Genomic DNA, 17,592 nt, shown 5'->3' with positions numbered 1-17,592 from the left:
CGATCCCCGTTGCGTCCCACCTCCGGAGGCACCATGAGCCCGACCGTCCGTCACGACACGCCCGGCGGCGGCCACCGCCGCGGCGTGCGTGCCCGGGCCGGCCGTCCCGCCGCCCGATGGCGCGGCATCGCCGCCGCCCTCACCGTCACGCTGGCCGCCACCGGCCTGTCGTTCACCATGCTGCGCAGCGCCGACGCCGCCACGATCGGCGCCGGCAGCTACGCCACCAGCCGCCCGGCCGGTGCTCCCGCCCCGGTCGCCTGCGGCAACATCTCCAACAACCCGCGGCAGTACGTCACCGCCAACGCTCCCGCCGGTGCCGTACCGACCAACGACTGGTGGTCGTCGCTGCTGTTCAAGCAGCAGATCGGTAGCTGTCAGCACTCCGGGCCGCTGCACGCCCACCCGATGTCGTTCCAGCCGGAATCCGGCGGGCTCGGCGTCTCCTACACCACCGAGGCGGCGATCTCCGGCAGCGCGACCGGCGTCGGCGAGTACCACTACCCGTACACCCGCGAGTTCACCCTCGGCGTCGCCGGCCTGAACTCCCCCGACACCAAGGTCGACGGCTGGACCGACTGGACCGTCACGCCGTACTGGTCGGACGGTGCCCGCACGCTCAAGGCGACCATCGGTCACGGCCTGCCGTTCGTCTACGCCCAGGTCACCGGCGGCGACGCCCAGCTCAGCTTCCCCGGCACCCCCACCGTCTGGTCCAACAGCGGCAACCGGGTCGGCTTCTCGATGCGCGGCCACGACTACGTCGCGTACGGCCCGACCGGTTCGACCTGGACGGTCAGTGGCACCACGATCCGGTCCAACCTCGCCGGTCGCGGCTACTTCTCGGTCGCGCTGCTGCCGACCACCCCGTCGACGTCGGCGACCGACCGCACGAACCTCGCCAACACGTACGCGACGTACGCGCACCGGCACGTCACCGGCACCCGCGTCGCGTGGAACTTCAACCAGGCGACCAGCACCGTGAACGCGACGTACACGTTCACCACCACCGCCCGGGAGGGCTCCGGCGGCGGCACGGTGATCTCGCTGTACCCGCACCAGTGGAAGAACCTGTCGGGTGGCTCGACGATCGCCCAGACGTACGTCTCGCCGCGCGGCCCGATGCGCAACATGGTCGGCGCGTCGTCGTTCACCACCGCGATCAAGTACCACGGCGTGCTGCCGGAGCTGCCCGCCGTCGCCACCAGCAGCGGCGCCGACCTGGCCACCCTCGGCGGCTATCTCGACCAGCTCGCGTCCGGCGACCCGTTCGCCGGCTTCGGCAACGACACCTACTGGACCGGCAAGGCCCTCGGCCGCGCCGCCCGCGGCGTCGAGATCGCCGACCAGCTCGGCCGGACCGCCCAGCGCGACCACCTGCTGTCGGCGATCCGGACCCGGCTCAACGACTGGTTCACCGCCTCCACCGGCAAGACGCAGCGGCTCTTCGCCTACAACCAGGCGTGGGGCACGCTGGTCGGCTTCCCCGGCTCGTACGGCTCGGACACCGAACTCAACGACCACCACTTCCACTACGGCTACTACATCGCCGCCGCGGCGACCCTGGCCAAGTTCGACCCGAACTGGGCCAGCCAGAGCCAGTACGGCGGCATGGTCAACCTGCTGATCCGCGACGCCAACAACCCCGACCGCAACGATTCGATGTTCCCGTTCCTGCGCGACTTCGACATCTACGCCGGCCACGACTGGGCCTCCGGCCACGGGGCGTTCTTCGCCGGCAACAACCAGGAGTCGTCGTCGGAGGGCATGAACTTCGCCAACGCCCTCATCCAGTGGGGTATCGCCACCGGCAACAACACCATCCGCGACGCCGGCCTGCACATCTACACGACGCAGGCGCAGGCGATCCAGGAGTACTGGTTCGACTCGGCCAACCAGAACTTCCCGGCCGCGTTCGGTCACTCCACGGTCGGCATGGTGTGGGGCGACGGCGGCGCGTACGCCACCTGGTTCAGCGCCGAGCCGGAGATGATCCAGGGCATCAACATGCTGCCGATCACCGGCGGCTCGCTCTACATGGGCTACCGCCCGGCCTACATCGGCACCAACTGGGACGAGCTGGTACGCAACAACGGCGGCCAGCCGACCGTCTGGCAGGACATCCTGTGGTCGTTCCGCGCCCTCGGCAACGGCGACGCCGCCCTGTCCAGCTTCCGGGCAAACCCGAACTATCCGGTCGAGGAGGGCGAGAGCCGGGCCCACACGTTCCACTGGATCCGCAACCTCGCCGCGCTCGGCAACGTCGACACCACGGTCACCGCCAACCACCCGCTCTACGCGGTGTTCAACAAGAACGGTGCCCGCACCTACGTGGCGTCGAACATCACCCGCAACCCGATCACGGTCACCTTCTCCGACGGCCGCACCCTGACCGTCGCCGCCGGCAAGACCGCGACCACCGGGGCGTTCACCTGGAGCGGCGGTAACGCGGGCGGCGGCGTCAACCCGACCAACCCGCCGACCACTCCCCCGCCGACGACGCCGCCACCGACCACGCCGCCACCGACCACGCCGCCACCGGTCGGCTCCAACAAGCTGTTCGTACGCTCCGCCGGAGCGCTGTCGACCAGCGCGGGCGGCGGGGCCACCACGGTCACGCTGCCGGCCGCCAACGGCAACTGGGACGGCACCCCGAACAACCAGGTCACCCACCGCATCTGCGGGCTTCGTGGCTCGCACAGCGGGTCGACGCAGTTCGCGCTGCACGTCGACGCGGGGACCGCGGTCGGCGCCGGGGTCCAGGCCCGGGTGTCGTACGACTTCACCGGCACCGGCAACTACAGCCGCGTGGAGACCTACCACTACTTCGCCACCGACCCGATCGCCGGCACCGAGACGTACACCCAGGCGGCCGGGCTGCGCTCGTCGTCGGGATCGTTCGCCGCGATGAACAACGGCTGCGTACGGCTGGAGTTGTGGAACGCGATCGGCAGTGCGCCGACCACCGTGCGCGTCGACGCGACGGCCGCCCAGGGCGGGCAGTCCACGGTGACCGTGCCGTTCGCGCTGTCCTGACCCGCACCTGAAGTACGGCGGGAGGCCCTGGCCAGGGCCTCCCGCCGTCGTCGTGCCGGCTGACCGGATCCGTCCGGTGCGCGGCATGATGGTGTCTTCCGGGCAGGTCGATCGGGGGCGAGGCTCACCGCATGGGAAACGCACTCGTCGTGATCGACGTACAGGAGTCCTTCCGCCGGCGGCCGCTGTGGTCGACGATCTCGAACCCGGCGATCGTCGAGCAGGTCGACCGCCTGGTGGCCGCCACCCGCGCCGCCGGTGACCTGGTCGTCTGGGTCCTGCACAGCGAGCCGGGCAGCGGCACGGTCTTCGATCCGGCCAGCGGCCACGTCCGGCTGATGGACGGCCTGGTCCCCCGCGACGGCGAACCACTGATCACCAAGACCTCGCACAACGCGTTCACCACCACCGGGCTCCAGCGACTGCTCACCACCCGGGGCGTCCGCGCCCTGACGATCGCCGGCATCCGTACCGAGCAGTGCTGCGAGACGACCGCGCGGGTCGGCTCCGACCTCGGCTTCGACGTCACCTTCGTCACCGACGCGACCGCGACCAACCCGATCCCGCACCGGGACGCGCCGGCCGACCTGTCGGTCACCGAACTGCTCGCCGACCCGCGCACCCTGCACCCGCGGGACATCGTCGCCCGTACGGAGTACGCGCTCGCCGGCCGGTTCGCCACCATCCGCACCGTCGCCGAACTGACCGGCGCACCGACGGGCGGCTGACCGGATCGTGTCCCGGGTCGTCTTCCTGCTGCTGCCCCGGCTGCACCTGCTCGACCTCGCCGGTCCGGCCCAGGTCTTCTCCACCGCCGCCCAGCTCGGCTACGACTACCGGCTGAGCTACGTCGCGGAGCAGGAGGACGTACCCACCGCACAGGGGTTGCCGGTGCGGGCCGGCACGGTCTGGCCCGACCTGGACCCGACGGACCTCGTCGTCGTACCCGGCTGGCGGGCGCCCACCCTGCACCGCCACGGACACGTCGGCCCGACGACGATCCGGCGACTGACCGATCACCACGCGGCCGGCGGCACCGTGGCGAGTGTCTGTGCCGGCGCCGCCCTGCTCGGCCGGGCCGGTCTGCTCGACGGGCGACGCTGCACCACCCACCACGACCTCCAGGACGAGCTGGCCCGGTGCCATCCCCGGGCCAGGGTCGTCCGCGACGTGCTGTACGTCGTCGACGACCGGGTGGTGACCTCGGCCGGCATCGCCAGCGGAATCGACCTGGCACTCCACCTCGTCGCCGCCCGGCACGGCCCCGCGGCCGCCGCCCGGGTCGCCCGGTCGATGGTGGTCTACGCCCGCCGCAACGGCGACGAGCAGCAGGCCAGCACGATGCTGCGGCACCGCGGGCATCTCAGCGACGTGGTGCACCGGGCGCAGGACCTGATCGACGCGCGGTTCACGCAACGGCTGCCGCTGGCCGCCCTGGCCGCGAGTTGCAAGGTCAGCGAACGCACCCTGACCAGGCGGTTCACGGCCGCGACCGGGTTGACCCCGCTGCGCTACCAGCACCTGCTCCGGCTGGAACGGGCCGAGCACCTGATCGGGCACGGCGCGACGGCCGAGGCGGCGGCCCGCGCGGTCGGCTTCGAGGACGCCCGGATGCTCCGCCGCCTCCGGGCCACCCGCCCAGCGCCAGTCCACTCCACACCCCCGCCCAGCACGCCGCCCGGCGCGCCGCTCCACGCGCCGCTCCACGCGCCGTGATCATCAGTCGTTTCCCGGCAGCCCGGCGGCGTGTCGCACAGGTCGACGACTGATGATCGAGTGCATTCGGCGCCGTCGTCCACAGGCAGGCCAGCCCCTGTCCACAGGCGCATGATTCCGCTGTCTCCGGCTCCCTCGATCGTGGCACCGTCGATCGAGTGCATCCTGAACTCCGGCTCTTCGTGGACCGGTGTGGTGGCCTGGTCAGCCGCGCCCAAGCCAGCCAGGTCGTTCCGGTCTGGAGCCTGGACGGCGCCTGCCGGGCCGGTCACCTGCGCCGGGTACTCCCGGGCGTCTACCTGGACGCGGCGCTCCTGCCCGGTCCGGTCGGGAACAGAAAGGGTCTGCTGGCACACCTCGACCGTGATCTGGCCCGCCGCGTGGCGGCCGCCTACCTTGCCGGCCGAGGAGCGCTCAGTCACACGACCGCACTCGACGTGTGGGGGCTCCGGCAACAGGCGACCGGCGAGGCGATGCATCTCAGTGTTCCGGCGGGAGCCGGCATCCGCAGCCGCCCCCATGTGGTGGTCCACCAACGCCAGAACCTGGTGGTGCTGAACCGGCGGGGCGTGCCGGTCACCCGGCTCGAGCAGACGCTGGTCGACGCCTGGCCGCTGCTGCCGGCGGTCGATCGGGCGGCACCGGTGATCCGCGCGGTCAACGACCGGCGCACGACCCCGGGCCGGATCGCCGACGTGCTGGCCGCAGCGCCGAGGCTCGCCGGCCGCGCCGAGCTTCGTACGCTGCTCGACCGGCTGGCCGCCGGCTGCCGCAGCGCGCTGGAGATCTGGGGGCACGACCATGTCTTCACGGGGCCGGGAATGCCACGGTTCCGGCGGCAGGCGCCGATCCGGCTCGGTGGACGCACCGTCTATCTCGACGTGTACGCCGAACGGGAACTGCTCGACATCGAACTCGACGGGGCCGCGAGCCACGGCGATCCCCGGCAGCGTGAGATCGACCTGCGCCGCGACGCGCTGCTCGCCACCGTGGGCATCCTCGTGGTGCGGTTCTCCCACCGGCGGCTGCGGCAGGAGGCCGACGCCGTACGCCGGGAGGTCCTCGCGATCCTGGCCAGCCGGCGGGCAGCCAACGGCTGACGCGGCCAACGGCTGTCGCGGGCCAACGGATGACGCCGGGACAGCGGATGACGCCGGGGCGGCAGAACCGGCGCCGGGACGGCAGAACCGGTGGCGGCACGGCAGAACCGGCGCCGGGGCGGCGGAACCGGTGGCGGTCAGACACCGGCCAGTGGCACGTGCCAACGGCCGGCCGGGGCGGGCGCCCGGCCACCGTCCGGTATGGAGCACAGGGCCAGGGCGACGGCGGCGCTGTCCGGGCGATCGGTGGCCCGCTTCGCCATGCACGCGCGGCACAGGTCCGCGATCGCGGACGGCAGCCCGGGTACGGCGAGTACCGGCGCGGGGGCGAGCGCCGGCAGCCGTACGGCGGCCGGCATCCCGCCGGGGCGCACCCCCGGGTACGGCGAACGGCCGGTCACCATCTCGTAGAGCAGCACGCCAAGGGCGTAGACGTCGTCGGCCGGCCGGGCGACGCCGGGCCCGGAAGGCACCGGGGTGTCGAGCGAGGTGGCCAGCCCGAAGTCGATGATCTTTATCCCGGCCCGGGTCACCATGACGTTGTCCGGCCGTACGTCGCCGTGGACGACGCCGCGGCGGTGCGCGACGGCGAGCACGTCGGCCACGGTCGCCGCGATCCGTACCGCTTCCCGCCAGGGCAGCGGTCCGCCGGCCAGCCGGACGGCGAGCGGGATGCCGTTGAGGAGTTCCAGCACCACGTAGGGCAGGAGGGTGCCGTCGGGCAGCGGTGCGTCGCCGTAGTCGTAGACGCGGGGGACGCTGGGGTGGCGCAGCCGATCGGTGATCATCGCCTCCCGCCGTACGTTGCCACGGGCGCGCGGACTGTCGGCCATCGCGGGGGCGAGCACCTTGACCGCCCTGTTCTCCGCCGAGTGCGCGTCGACGGCCTGGTAGACCATTGACACACCACCGCGGCCGATCGGGCCGAGCAGGACATAGCGTCGGACGAGAGCGGTGCCCATCCGTAGCCATGTCACGGAGGGACTATTTCGCACCGCGCCGGGCGGGACAAGGGCGCCGGGCCGCGCCGGGCGCACCGATCCGCCGGGGCGGATCGGGTGAGGATCATCCCGGCGGATCGGGTAGGGAACCGCCCGGCGAACCGGGCAGGAACCGCCCGGCGGATCAGGTAGGAACCGCCCGGCGGATCAGATGCTGATCGCGGGCGGGTCAGCCGGTCGGTAGCTGGGTCTGGGCCGCGCCGGCGAAGTAGGGCTCGGGGGCGCCGAAGAGCCCGAGAAGGCCGGTGACCCAGAGCTGCCGGTGCACGAAGCGGCTGGGCTCGGTCACCACGAGTTTGACGCCGCTGACCTCGGCGGTCTGGAAGCCGGCCACCATGGCGCTGATGCCGACCGAGTCGATGAACTTGACCTCGCGCATGTTGAGCTGGATCCGGGTCGGTCGGCTCTTGGCGAGCACCGAGGCGACGGCTTCCCGGACCTCGTACGCCGAGTCGACATCGATCTCCCCGTTTGGAGCGATCTCCACCACTCCACCGGGCAGCGTCGACGTGACGATCGACAGGCTCACGCGATCACCTCCACTCACCCGCAACCGGGTGCCTCGTCAGTACGCAGGCCGCGACCGAGAGTATTCCTCCCCCGTTGCAGCCGCTACCCCCGGGGTCCCTGGGTTTCCCCGGAACTACCCCGGCGCAGAATCTGCCCATACCAGGACAGGCGGCGACATATTTCCCCGTGATTGGTTCTCTCAAACCGGCCCTTGCGCACCCCACACTAACCGGTCGGCCGATCGACCCGCCCGGGCGGCGGCCAGGTCGGTCCCGCCGCCCAACCCCCGGTCGGGCAATCCGCCAGCGGCCGGCACGCCGGGCGGCGAGGATGCGCAAGAGGGGAGGAGCAGCCGGTGATCGAGATCGAGCGGGTCGACCACCTCGTCCTGACCGTCGCGGACATCGACCGTACGGTCGGCTTCTACCGCCGGGTCCTCGGCCTGCGCCCGGTCACCTCCGGTTCCGGCCGGCGGGCACTCGAGTTCGGCAACCAGAAGATCAACCTGCATCAGGCCGGCCGGGAGGCGACACCGGCCGCCCACCGCCCGACTCCGGGCTCCGCGGACCTGTGCCTGGTCAGTCGCGGACCGCTCGCCGACGTCCTGGCCCACCTCGCCGCCTGTCGGGTACCGGTCGAGGAGGGCCCGGTCGAGCGCACCGGCGCCGTCGGCCCGATGGTCTCGGTCTACCTGCGCGATCCCGACGGCAACCTGATCGAGATCTGCTCCTACACCGGCCCGGCCACCCGGCACTGACCGACTGACGGGGCGAACGGCGTCCGCGGGGCCGGTCAGACCCGCACGGACACCGCGCCGAAAGCCCGCCGGCCCCGTCGTGCGGGTGCCCGTCCACGGACTTTGGAACCTTAGAGGTGCCGGCCACGGCACCACCCCGGCGGTGTCGCCCGGGGTGACCTGTCCCACCAGGCACACCCCGCTCCCCCGGTGTCCGCCGGCCGGTCGCCCGTCCCCCGACCACCCGATCGCGCGCCCTGACCTGCCCTGGGTACGACGTCCGGTTGACGGGGTAAGGAATGGCGGCGTCCGTACCGGGTCGGACCGGGTGGGTCGGTTGCCCGCCCGCACTAGCATCGGCCCCGACGGTCCACCGACGATGGAGGACACGATGTTGAAGAAGCTGCTCGGTCTCGCCGGTGTGGGTGCGCTGCTGGCCCTGGTACTGGCCTGTGGTTTCGGTCCCGCCGGGGACGACGACGATGACGACGACGACGATGACTTCGCCGCCCGCCCGGCGGTCGTCTCGATCCGCTGACCCGACCTCCCGCTCCGGGCATCCCGCCCGTACCGGCTGAAACACCCACCAGACGACCCGCCCGGCGCGGGTTTGCCGCCGTACGCGGGCGGGCACCTCCGAGTCACGAAACCGCGCCGAACTGACGCCTCTGTCCGAAGTGGCTACTTCGTTCGGCACCCGAGGAGGTAGCACGATGTTCGGAACCAACCTTCTGGATCGCCGCAGCAAGCCCGAACGGATCGCCGACCAGGCGTGGCAGCACCTCAGCTCGGTCCTCGACAGCGCCGGCGACACGGCGCGCTCGGCCGGCCGCGGCACTGCCCACTTCGCCGACGAGGCCGGCGACCGGGTCGCCACCATGGCCGACGAGGCGTGGCACCGGGCCGGTGCGGCGTTCGACGCCCTCGCCGGCCGGCGTACGACCTCGTCGCTGCCGTGGGCCTGGATCATCGGCGCTGGTGTGGTCGGTGCCGCGCTCGGCTGGGCCGTCGGCACCGCCGCCCGGGCGGCCGTCGCCCGTTCCCGCGACGACCACGACGAGCGGATCGAGTTCGTCGACGCCGACCGGCCGGGCGGCGTACCCGCCAAGTAAGACGCCGACCGGCCGGCGGCGTACCCACCAGGTAGGCGGCCCCGCTCGGCGGCCGAGCCCGGCCACGATCCTGTCCGCTCAGTGACCGACCGGCAGATCGGGTCCGGCGTCGGCGTTCCCGGCCTCCGCCGGCCGGCGCGGCGCGCCCGGCGCCGGCCCGTCGACCGGCGGCACCGGACCGGGTGGCATTGGCGCCGGTGACACCGGACCGGGTGGCATCGGATCCGGTGACACCGGACCGGACAGCACGGGACCGGACAGCACGGAGCCGCGCGGCATCGGTCCGGACGGAACCGATCCGGGTGGTGGCCAGCCCGGCCCCGGCGGCCAGCCCGACCCCTGCACCGGCCACGGATAGTGCTGACCGGGCAGTGGCGGCGGCCCCACCGGGGCACCCTGCTGCCCGGCCGGCCAGGGGTACGGCTGCCCCGGCACCGGCGGATACCCACCCCCGGCAGCCGGCGGATACCCGGCTCCGGAGGCCGGCGGATACCCTCCGCCCGCCGGCGGATAGCCCGGCCCGAACGCCGGCGGATACCCACCGCCCGCCGGCGGGTACCCCGGCCCGGACGCCGGTGGATACCCGGGCCCGAAGGCCGGAACGGGCGGTGCGCCGGCGGGCACGGGGACGGCCAGCAGGGCCGGCGAGGCCAGCGTCACGAGCCCTCGCCGGCCGGCGAGCCACAGCACCACCAGCGCGAACCCGACACTGACCACCGAGTCGACGACGGCGAGCTGCCACGGCGCGTCGGCCAGCGTCTCGTCGGCCTCCAGGGTTCCGGTCGCGGCCGAGAACCCGAACGCGACCACGTTGTTGACCACGTGCAGAGCGACCGCGGCCTCCAGGCCGCCGGTGCGTACGGTCAGCCAGCCGGTCACCACTCCCATGACCGTCAGGCTCGCGAACCCCCACGTGGTGCCCCAGCCGTGGGCGGCGGCGAAGAGCACCGCCTGCACCCCGATCGCCGGCCACGGGTTGCGCAGGAACGCGCCGATCGCCTGGATCAGCCAGCCGCGGAAGACGTACTCCTCGGCCGCCGCCTGGAACGGCACCAGGAGCAGCACCATCGCCATTCCGGCCAGGAAGACCGGCCACCCCACCCAGCCGCCGAGGGTCAGCTCGAAGTCGTCGCCGGCGCCGGTCGCCGCGGCCAGGGCCGAGGCGCCGAGCAGCAGGGCACCGACCGCCGGTACGGCGACCAGCACGCACACGCCGAGCCAGCGCCAGCGCAGCCGTCCGGTGACCGACGACACCGTTCCCGGGCGGCGGCGCTGCACCGCCCACGCGGCGAAGTACACCACCGGCAGTGCGACGGCGATGCTGAGCACCAGCAGCGCGGTGTCGGGGATCGGGCCGAAGTCGTACCAGCCGTCGGCGTCGCGGGGCGCGTCGGTGAGCAGGCTGACCGCCTCGGCGACGGCGAACAGCAGGCAGTTGAGCGCCAGCAGGCCGCCGAGCACGAGCAGCGTGCCGAGTACGGGACGCCACCAGCGGTGCCGGGCGGTGCGGGCCAGCCGGTGGTAGGCGATTCCAGGCGGGGGCATGGTCACCCCGCAAGCATCCCCGGTACGGGCACCGCCCGACAGCCCGGAACCGACCGGCGCGTACTGCGACCGAGGACACGACCAGCCGCACTCGGCCACCCCGGGTCGCGCGCCTTTTCTATCGTCGTACCCGTCATGAGGGTCTCGCGGAGCTGGCTCACCCCCCTGCTGCTGGTGGCGGCGCAGTTGGTGGTCTGGCCCGGTGCGGCCCTGCTCGCCGGCCACCGGCCGGACCGGGTGTCGGTCGCGGCCGGCCTGGTCGCGACCGCGTTCGTCGCCGTCGCGCTCGGCTGGCGGCACCGGGCGCCGGTCACGGTGCTGGCCATCGTGTCGATGGTGGCGAAGCTCGGCTACCTCGCCACCTCGCCCGAGGCGCTGGTCGGCCTGGCCATCGCCGAGATGGTCGCGCTCTACACGGTCGCCGCCCGGCGGTCGGCCCGGGTGGCGCTCGTCGCGACCGCCGCCGTCGTCGTCATGGAGGCGGCGCTCACCGCCGGGCTGTACGACACCGGCCGCGGGTACGTCGGCGGCCTGCTCTTCAGTCTCACCCTCTATCTGCTCGCCGTCGGTCTCGGGCGGGGCCGCCGGCGGTGGTACGCGGCCCGGGCGGACGCGGCCGAGCTGCTGGCCTGGGCCGAGGCCGAGCAGCGGCGGGCGGCCGGCCTGGAGCGGGAGCGGCTGGCCCGCGAACTCCACGACGTGAGCGCGCACCATCTGACGTCGATCGTGGTGACGGTGACCGCCGCCGAGCGGCTGGCCGACCGCCGGCCGGAGCTGGCGGCCGAGGCGCTGGAGTTCTCGGCGCGTACGGCCCGGGAGACGTTGGCGGCGCTGCACCGGCTGGTGGCGGTCATGCGTACGACCGACGAGGCGGGGCCGGGCGGGTTGGACGAGCGGCTCGGTGAGCTGGCCGACGGCTTCCGGCGGCTGGGCCAGCCGGTGACCCTGGAGGCCGATCCGGTCGACGTCGGGCCGGCGGTGGGCGAGGCGGCGTACGGGATCGCCCGGGAGGCGTTGACGAACACGCTGCGGCATGCCCCGGGCGGCGCCGTACGGGTCTGCCTGACGCTGGCCGACGACGCGCTCGTGCTGGTCGTCGATGACGAGGGCGGCACGATGCGGCCGAGCGCGGGTGGGTTGGGTTCGGGGCGCGGGATCGTCGGGATGCGGGAGCGGGCCGCCGCGCTCGGCGGTACCTGCGAGGCGGGTGCCCGGGGTGACGGCTGGCGGGTCCGGGCGGTGCTGCCGTTCGACGGCGCCGCCGCCGGCACGCCGCCACCCGGGGCCGGGTCGACGCCGGCCGGCTGGTGGCGGGGGCCCCGCGCGATGGACGGCGTGGTCGCGCTGGCCACCGTCGTGCCGCTGGCCGGTGGGCTGCTGGCGGGTTGGGAGGGGCCGCCGGTGCTGGCGCCGGCGACGACGGTGCTGCTGGCGCTGTTGATGGTCCTGCATGCCGTACCGCTGCTCTGGCGCCGGGACCGGCCCTGGCTGGTCCTGCTGGCGGTCGTCGGTTCGGCGGTGTTGTGGCCGGCGGCGGCGCTCTACGCCCGGCTGCCGGGTGACGCGGTGTGGCTGCTGGTGGCGACCGTGGGTGCGGAGCTGGCGGCGGTCTACTCGGTGGCGGCGTACGGGTGGCCGAGGTGGGCGACCTGCCTGGCGGTGCCGGCGGCCGCGGTGGGCTTCGGCACCGCGCTGGTGGCGACCGCCGCCGCCGACGGGCGGCTGGGGGGTGCTCCGGCGACGCTGGCGACGGGGGCGACCATGGCGGCCACGCTCGCGATGCTGCTGCTTCCGGTGCTGGGTGCGGCGTGGGCGGCGGGTTTCACGGTACGGGTCCGGCGGGACCGCACCGTGGCCCAGGAGCGGGACGCGGTCGCCGAGGTGACCGCGCGGGCGGTGGCGGCGTCGCGGGCCGAGCGGGCACGGATCTCCGCCGGCCTGCGGGCGGCTGTGCTCGAACACGCGCAGGGGGTCCTGGCCGCCGCCGAGGCCAACCGGCTCGACGAGGTGGCGGCCGAGGCCCGCGCGTCGCTCGCCGCGATGCGCGAACTGCTCCGCAGCCTGCGGACCGCCCCGCCGCAACCCGGGCATCAGCCCGCCGATTCGTAGGCCGTCGACTCTCCGAAGCTGGCCCGATCGGCCGCACCGCCCCCTAGGCAATACTCAGAGTATGCAAATAGCAACAGATATGAATGCGACCGGTTGGGGTGACCGGTTGTCTTTCGCCACAACCAGACTGGACCGGTTCCGCGAGCTCTGCGACGAGTTCTACTACCCGGTCCGGGTCACCGCTCCCCGGGGCGCGGAGTTCGCGGCCTCGGTCGACGTCATGCGACTCGGTCCGATCACCGTGGGCGAGCTGCGGTACAGCGCCGAAACCACGATCGTGGCCGGCGACCTGCACGCGTACCACGTCAACATGCCGCTGTCCGGGCGGTTCGACAACGAGCACCGCGGCAAGCGCTTCATCGCCCATCCCCGGCGGGCCTGCGTCTACCGGCCGGAAGGGTCCACCCGCATCCATTCGTGGGACAACAACGGCCGGCTGCTCGCGGTGAAGATCGACCGGTCGGCCGTGGAGGCGCAACTGGCCGCGCTGCTCGACCGCCCGCTCCGCGGGTCGCTGAACATGGGCAACCACATCGACCTGGCCACCGGAGCCGGGCAGAGCTGGGCCCGGCTGGCGATCCTGGTCCGCGACGAGTTCCACAACGGCGGCAGCGTGGTCGGTCATCCGCTGATCGCCGGACAGTTCACACAGAGCCTGATCAGGGGGTTGTTGCTCGCCACCGAACACCGGTACCGCGACGAACTGGACCAGCCGGCGCCGCCCAGCCGGCCCCGTACGGTCAAGCGGGCGATGGAGGCGATCGACGCCAACCCCGCCCACGGGTTCACCTGCGGCGAACTCGCGGAGATCGCCGGGGCGAGCGTCCGCAGCCTCCAGGAGGGGTTCCGCAGGCACCTCGGCCAGTCGCCGATGGCCTACCTCCAGAGCGTCCGGCTGGCCCAGGCCCACGAGGACCTGCGGCGCGCCGGGCCCGGCGAGACCACGGTGGCGGACGTGGCACACCGCTGGGGCTGGGGGCACCTGGGCCGGTTCGCGGCGGCCTACCGGGCGAAGTACGACGTACCCCCGTCGACGACGCTGCGAATGGGCAGCGGTCACTCCCCCGGTTCGTGACCGATCCGAGGCGGCGGCGACCCGGGTCCGGCCTCGCCGGACGGCGTGCCCACCCCCGGGTCACCGGGTTGCGCGGCTGCCCCCGGGGCCCGCGCGTCGAGCCGGTCCGGGTACGCGGCGTCCGGGCGGCACGCGGTCGGCCACCGTCCGGCGCGCAGCCCGGCCAGCGCCCGGTTGGCCGCCGCCAGTCCCTCGTGGACCCGGTCGGCGAGCACCGACCCGCCGGTCCCGTCCGGCTCGCCGCGCGACAGCGCCACGAGCTGGTCGTATCGGACCAGGAAGGTGAGTGCGTCCCGCAACGCGTCGGCCGCCCGCGTCAGATCACGTTCCAGCTCCGCCTGGCCCTCCATGCCACCCCCGCCTTTCTGCGGCACCGGCACCACCCAGCGTCGGGCGGGGCGGGCAGGGCCGTGGCGTGGGCAAGCCGTCCCGCTCGAACGGGCCGGCGCGTTCATTCCACTGCCCGGTGTGATTGGCGGACGGCCCGCACGGAACCGTCGGCAACCACACTGCAACGGAATGTAGGTCGACCATCGCGGAGAGTCGATCCGAAGAGCGCGGAGACGATCCGGATCACGCGGGGTCGCCTGAACCCCACACCGCCGCCCGGACGGTCACCCCGGCGCCGGCCGCGACGGGCCGCCGTGGCGGGTGGAGCAGCGTACGCGGGCCGACCCCGCGTACGCTGCTCAGCCGGTCAGCCCCGGGCGCAGGTGATCGGCGCCGGCACCCCGTTGGTGCCGGTCCAGCTGGCGGTGAAGCCGAACGTCGTCGACGCCCCGGCCGCGAGGTTGCCGTTCCAGGCGGCGTTGGAGACCGTGACAGCGGAACCGGTCTGGGTGTGGCTGGCACTCCAGAGCTGGGAGATGGTCTGCCCGTTCGGGAACGTCCAGCCGACCACCCATCCGCTCAGCGGCGACGTGCCGGTGTTGCGTACGGTCACCTCGCCCTGGAACCCGCCCGGCCATGAGTTCGTCACCTGGTACGTCGCCGTGCAGGCACCGCCCGGCGGCGGCGTGGTCGGCGGCGGAGTCGTGGGCGGGGGCGTGGTCGGCGGGGGCGTCGTGGGCGGCGGCGTGGTGGGCGGCGGCGTCGTCGGCGGAGGCGTGGTCGGCGGCGGCGACGTGGGCCCGCCGAGCCGGTCGGCGACCAGGATGCCCCGGCCGTTGGTGCCCAGGTAGACCCGGCCGTAGACCCTCGGGTCACCGGTCAGCGCCTCGCCCGCGTTGCCGTACTGGTGCTTGTCGTCGTTGATCCGCACCCAGGCGGCACCGGTGTTGTCGGAGCGGTAGACGCCGGTCACGCCGTCGATGGTGCCGACGGTGAACAGCGCCGGGTACGTCTGCCCGGGCGCGGCCCGGCCGAACCCGATGTTCACCGCGTCCTCCACGTTGGACAGACGGGTGAACGACGTGCCCGAGTTCGTCGACCGGAACAGGCCGGTCTCACCGGCGAGCCAGATGTCGCCCTCGCGGCCGGCGACCGCCTTGAACTTCACGTTGCCGGTGCCCGGCAGTCCGGTGGCGGCGGTCGCGGTGAAGCTCGCCCCGCCGTTGGTGCTGACGTAGAACCTGCCGGCGCTGAAGCCGTAGAACTTGTTCGGGTTGACCCGGTCGGACTCCACAGTAGATCCGGTGGGCAGGCCGGTCGACTGGGTCCAGGAGTTGCCGAAGCCGACCGAGTAGTGCACCCCGACGCCCTGGGGCGCCCAGACGAACCGGCTGCCGTCGGCCGCCGCGGCGACCGTACCGCCCTCGTTGATCCCGCCCGGCTCGCTGCCCTGGAACCAGTTGGCCCCGCCGTCGGTGGAGAACGCCACGTGGCTGTCATTGGGTCGGTCGGCGTCGTTGAAGTTGCCGGCCCGCACCATCACGCTCGGGTTGGTCTCGGCGTAGTCGAGGCTGGTGCCGCTGGTGAAACCGGGCTGGGTGAACAGCATCGGCGGCACCGCGTCGAGGTTGGTGTGCCGGAAGCCGCCGAGGTCGCCCAGCGCGCTGATCAGTGGTGCCGAGCCGGTCGGCGGGCTGATCAGGTCGAGTACGTTCGTCTCCTCCAGGCCCTTGACCATCGGCCGGATGGTGATCTGGCCGCCGGTGTCCCACTTCTTCAGGTCGGTGGAGCCGTAGATGGTGGCGCCGGTGCCGTACATGAAGCGGTTGGAGTCGTGCGGGTCGATCTCGACCGAGTCGTTCATCCAGCCGAGTTTCGGCGTCTCCTCCGGGGGTGACGGGTTGGCGCCCCAGCTCAGCCACGGCACCGAGGAGATGTCCATGGTGTATCGCTTGCTCCGGTTGGGATAGCTGGTGAAGTCCCAGGCGCGGGTCCAGGTCGCGCCGCCGTCGGTGCTGCGGAAGATGATCGCGTCCGGCCACCAGGAGATCTGGGTGGCGACCATCAGCGTGTTCGGGTTCTGCCGGTCGATGGTCAGGCCGCTGTAGCCGTAGTAGAGGTCGGTGCTGCTCGACGGCACCGGGCTGATCTGCGTCCAGGTGCCGGTCGCGGTGGCGTACTTCCACACGTCGCCCTTGCCACCCTCGTACGGGCCGCCGTTGTCGCTGGTGGCGATGTAGAGGTAGCCACCGACGGTGTCCAGCACGCCCTTGTGGGCCAGGAAGCCGGTCGGCTGCCCGGCCAGCCGCGACCAGGTGGTGCCGCCGTCGGTGCTGCGGTAGACGGTGTTCTCCTTGTCGGCCACGCCGACGTAGATGGTCTGGGTGGTGTTGCCGGCCGTACCGGTGCGCTTGTCGAAGGTCACCCACACCACGCCCGGCCGGTGGTTCAGGTAGCCGTTCGGGTCGTTCGGGTCCTGGGCGTAGTTGCCCGGGTTGGGGAAGCTCGCGACCTTGGCCCAGGTGGCGCCGTGGTCGGTGCTGCGCCACAGGCCGTTGCCGTTCGGCGCGCCCAGGTAGAGGACGCTGTTGCGGTTGGGGTCGATGGCGAGCCGCTCGCCCATGCCCCGGCCGGGCATGTTGCCGCCGAGCTTGAACGGCAGTTCGGTCGCCTGCCAGGTCGCGCCCTTGTCGGTCGACCGCAGGATCGCCCCGTTGTTCGGGTCCCAACTGTTGGTGTACATGCCGGCGGCGACGTACACCCGGTTGGTCTGCACCGGGTCGGTGGCGAGGCTGACGACACCGTTCCAGCCCCACCGGTCCCAGCCGATGTGGTCGAGCAGCGGAGTCCAGGACTGGCCGGCCTGGTCCCAACGGTAGGCGCCGCCGATGTCGGTGCGGGCGTAGATCAGGTTCTTCTCGGTCGGATTGAACACGATCCCGGGTACGTAGCCGCCGCCGTCGATCCGGACGTTCTTCCAGGAGTACGGCTCCGAGGCGGCGGCCAGTGCGGGTGACGCGGTGCTGACGACGACGTGCGCCGCCACCGCCACCGTGCCGGCGGCCAGCACGGCCGCGAGCACACCGGCAAGACTTCTGCGCATGTAGGGCTACCTCTCATGGGTGCGCTGAGCAGACGGTTCTCCCACCGGCACGTCGAGAGGTGTGTGGGCGCGGGGGTACGGAGGGTGTGAACGCGCCCTGCGGCGTGCCGGAGACGGGAACGCGCGCCCTGCGGCAGGCAGGGACGCGGAGGTGGCGGAGCTGCCCTGGGCTCCCGCACCGGTTGGTGGCTCCCGCACCGGCCTCGCCCAAACATTCAC

General features: G+C 73.0%; 14 protein-coding genes. 9 read left to right on the top strand and 5 right to left on the bottom strand.

Annotation, left to right across the window (positions count from 1 at the left end; genetic code table 11):
• The first annotated feature begins 33 nt into the window (after positions 1–33).
• From QCD66_RS08240 to QCD66_RS08225, 4 genes are all read left to right on the top strand, one after another.
• Positions 34–3,036 (top strand): glycosyl hydrolase, encoded by a 3,003-nt coding sequence (locus tag QCD66_RS08240; protein ID WP_375734767.1) that lies wholly within the window; start codon positions 34–36, stop codon positions 3,034–3,036.
• Positions 3,037–3,167: 131 nt separating this feature from the next.
• Positions 3,168–3,764, top strand: a complete 597-nt coding sequence (locus tag QCD66_RS08235) for an isochorismatase family protein (protein ID WP_375734768.1) — start codon at positions 3,168–3,170, stop codon at positions 3,762–3,764.
• 7 nt (positions 3,765–3,771) lie between these two features.
• The gene (locus tag QCD66_RS08230) at positions 3,772–4,752 is read left to right on the top strand and encodes a GlxA family transcriptional regulator (protein WP_375734769.1); all 981 of its coding nucleotides are present in this window, start codon (positions 3,772–3,774) and stop codon (positions 4,750–4,752) included.
• Between the two features lie 158 nt (positions 4,753–4,910).
• Positions 4,911–5,852, top strand: coding sequence for a DUF559 domain-containing protein (locus QCD66_RS08225; RefSeq protein WP_375734770.1), 942 nt, complete (start codon positions 4,911–4,913; stop codon positions 5,850–5,852).
• Positions 5,853–5,989: 137 nt separating this feature from the next.
• On the opposite strand, the gene QCD66_RS08220 is transcribed toward QCD66_RS08225, so the two are convergent.
• Together QCD66_RS08220 and QCD66_RS08215 are read right to left on the bottom strand one after the other, a co-directional pair.
• Positions 5,990–6,829 (bottom strand): serine/threonine-protein kinase, encoded by an 840-nt coding sequence (locus tag QCD66_RS08220; protein WP_375734771.1) that lies wholly within the window; start codon positions 6,827–6,829, stop codon positions 5,990–5,992.
• Positions 6,830–7,022: 193 nt separating this feature from the next.
• A complete protein-coding gene (locus tag QCD66_RS08215; RefSeq protein WP_357539328.1) occupies positions 7,023–7,382 on the bottom strand; it encodes an STAS domain-containing protein in 360 nt (119 codons plus the stop codon).
• 336 nt (positions 7,383–7,718) lie between these two features.
• Between QCD66_RS08215 and QCD66_RS08210 the strand changes: the two genes are divergently transcribed.
• The 3 genes from QCD66_RS08210 (at position 7,719) to QCD66_RS08200 (ending at position 9,211) form a co-directional block, all read left to right on the top strand.
• Positions 7,719–8,120 (top strand): VOC family protein, encoded by a 402-nt coding sequence (locus QCD66_RS08210; protein WP_375734772.1) that lies wholly within the window; start codon positions 7,719–7,721, stop codon positions 8,118–8,120.
• A 370-nt stretch (positions 8,121–8,490) separates the two neighbouring features.
• Positions 8,491–8,637: a hypothetical protein gene (locus QCD66_RS08205; RefSeq protein WP_357539330.1), complete on the top strand. Its 147-nt coding sequence runs from the start codon at positions 8,491–8,493 to the stop codon at positions 8,635–8,637.
• Positions 8,638–8,812: 175 nt separating this feature from the next.
• Positions 8,813–9,211: a hypothetical protein gene (locus QCD66_RS08200; protein ID WP_364209410.1), complete on the top strand. Its 399-nt coding sequence runs from the start codon at positions 8,813–8,815 to the stop codon at positions 9,209–9,211.
• A 78-nt stretch (positions 9,212–9,289) separates the two neighbouring features.
• On the opposite strand, the gene QCD66_RS08195 is transcribed toward QCD66_RS08200, so the two are convergent.
• Entirely contained in the window at positions 9,290–10,756 is a 1,467-nt protein-coding gene (locus QCD66_RS08195; protein WP_375734779.1) for a lysostaphin resistance A-like protein, read from the bottom strand.
• A gap of 135 nt (positions 10,757–10,891) precedes the next feature.
• Between QCD66_RS08195 and QCD66_RS08190 the strand changes: the two genes are divergently transcribed.
• Both QCD66_RS08190 and QCD66_RS08185 read left to right on the top strand, forming a co-directional pair.
• Positions 10,892–12,865: a histidine kinase gene (locus tag QCD66_RS08190; protein WP_375734774.1), complete on the top strand. Its 1,974-nt coding sequence runs from the start codon at positions 10,892–10,894 to the stop codon at positions 12,863–12,865.
• 106 nt (positions 12,866–12,971) lie between these two features.
• Positions 12,972–13,940, top strand: a complete 969-nt coding sequence (locus QCD66_RS08185) for an AraC family transcriptional regulator (RefSeq protein ID WP_375734775.1) — start codon at positions 12,972–12,974, stop codon at positions 13,938–13,940.
• Here the strand turns inward: QCD66_RS08185 and QCD66_RS08180 are convergent.
• A complete protein-coding gene (locus tag QCD66_RS08180) occupies positions 13,922–14,290 on the bottom strand; it encodes a hypothetical protein (RefSeq protein ID WP_375734776.1) in 369 nt (122 codons plus the stop codon). The genes QCD66_RS08185 and QCD66_RS08180 overlap by 19 nt on opposite strands.
• Positions 14,291–14,637: 347 nt before the next feature.
• Complete coding sequence (locus QCD66_RS08175; RefSeq protein ID WP_375734777.1) at positions 14,638–17,373, bottom strand: cellulose binding domain-containing protein; 2,736 nt, start codon at positions 17,371–17,373, stop codon at positions 14,638–14,640.
• Between the last annotated feature and the right edge of the window lie 219 nt (positions 17,374–17,592).

It is taken from the genome of Polymorphospora sp. A560, assembly GCF_045781765.1.
Lineage (GTDB): Bacteria > Actinomycetota > Actinomycetes > Mycobacteriales > Micromonosporaceae > Polymorphospora > Polymorphospora lycopeni.
The sequence above is the reverse complement of the archived record's forward strand: the minus strand, read 5'-3'. Positions and strand labels throughout refer to the sequence as shown.

What these genes read in the sequence shown, in the direction of transcription:
- QCD66_RS08195 (WP_375734779.1), bottom strand. Translation starts at nt 10,756, where the DNA reads ATGCCCCCGCCTGGAATCGCCTACCACCGGCTGGCCCGCACCGCCCGG.
- QCD66_RS08175 (WP_375734777.1), bottom strand. Translation starts at nt 17,373, where the DNA reads ATGCGCAGAAGTCTTGCCGGTGTGCTCGCGGCCGTGCTGGCCGCCGGC.
- QCD66_RS08235 (WP_375734768.1), top strand. Translation starts at nt 3,168, where the DNA reads ATGGGAAACGCACTCGTCGTGATCGACGTACAGGAGTCCTTCCGCCGG.
- QCD66_RS08205 (WP_357539330.1), top strand. Translation starts at nt 8,491, where the DNA reads ATGTTGAAGAAGCTGCTCGGTCTCGCCGGTGTGGGTGCGCTGCTGGCC.
- QCD66_RS08180 (WP_375734776.1), bottom strand. Translation starts at nt 14,290, where the DNA reads ATGGAGGGCCAGGCGGAGCTGGAACGTGATCTGACGCGGGCGGCCGAC.
- QCD66_RS08190 (WP_375734774.1), top strand. Translation starts at nt 10,892, where the DNA reads ATGAGGGTCTCGCGGAGCTGGCTCACCCCCCTGCTGCTGGTGGCGGCG.
- QCD66_RS08240 (WP_375734767.1), top strand. Translation starts at nt 34, where the DNA reads ATGAGCCCGACCGTCCGTCACGACACGCCCGGCGGCGGCCACCGCCGC.
- QCD66_RS08200 (WP_364209410.1), top strand. Translation starts at nt 8,813, where the DNA reads ATGTTCGGAACCAACCTTCTGGATCGCCGCAGCAAGCCCGAACGGATC.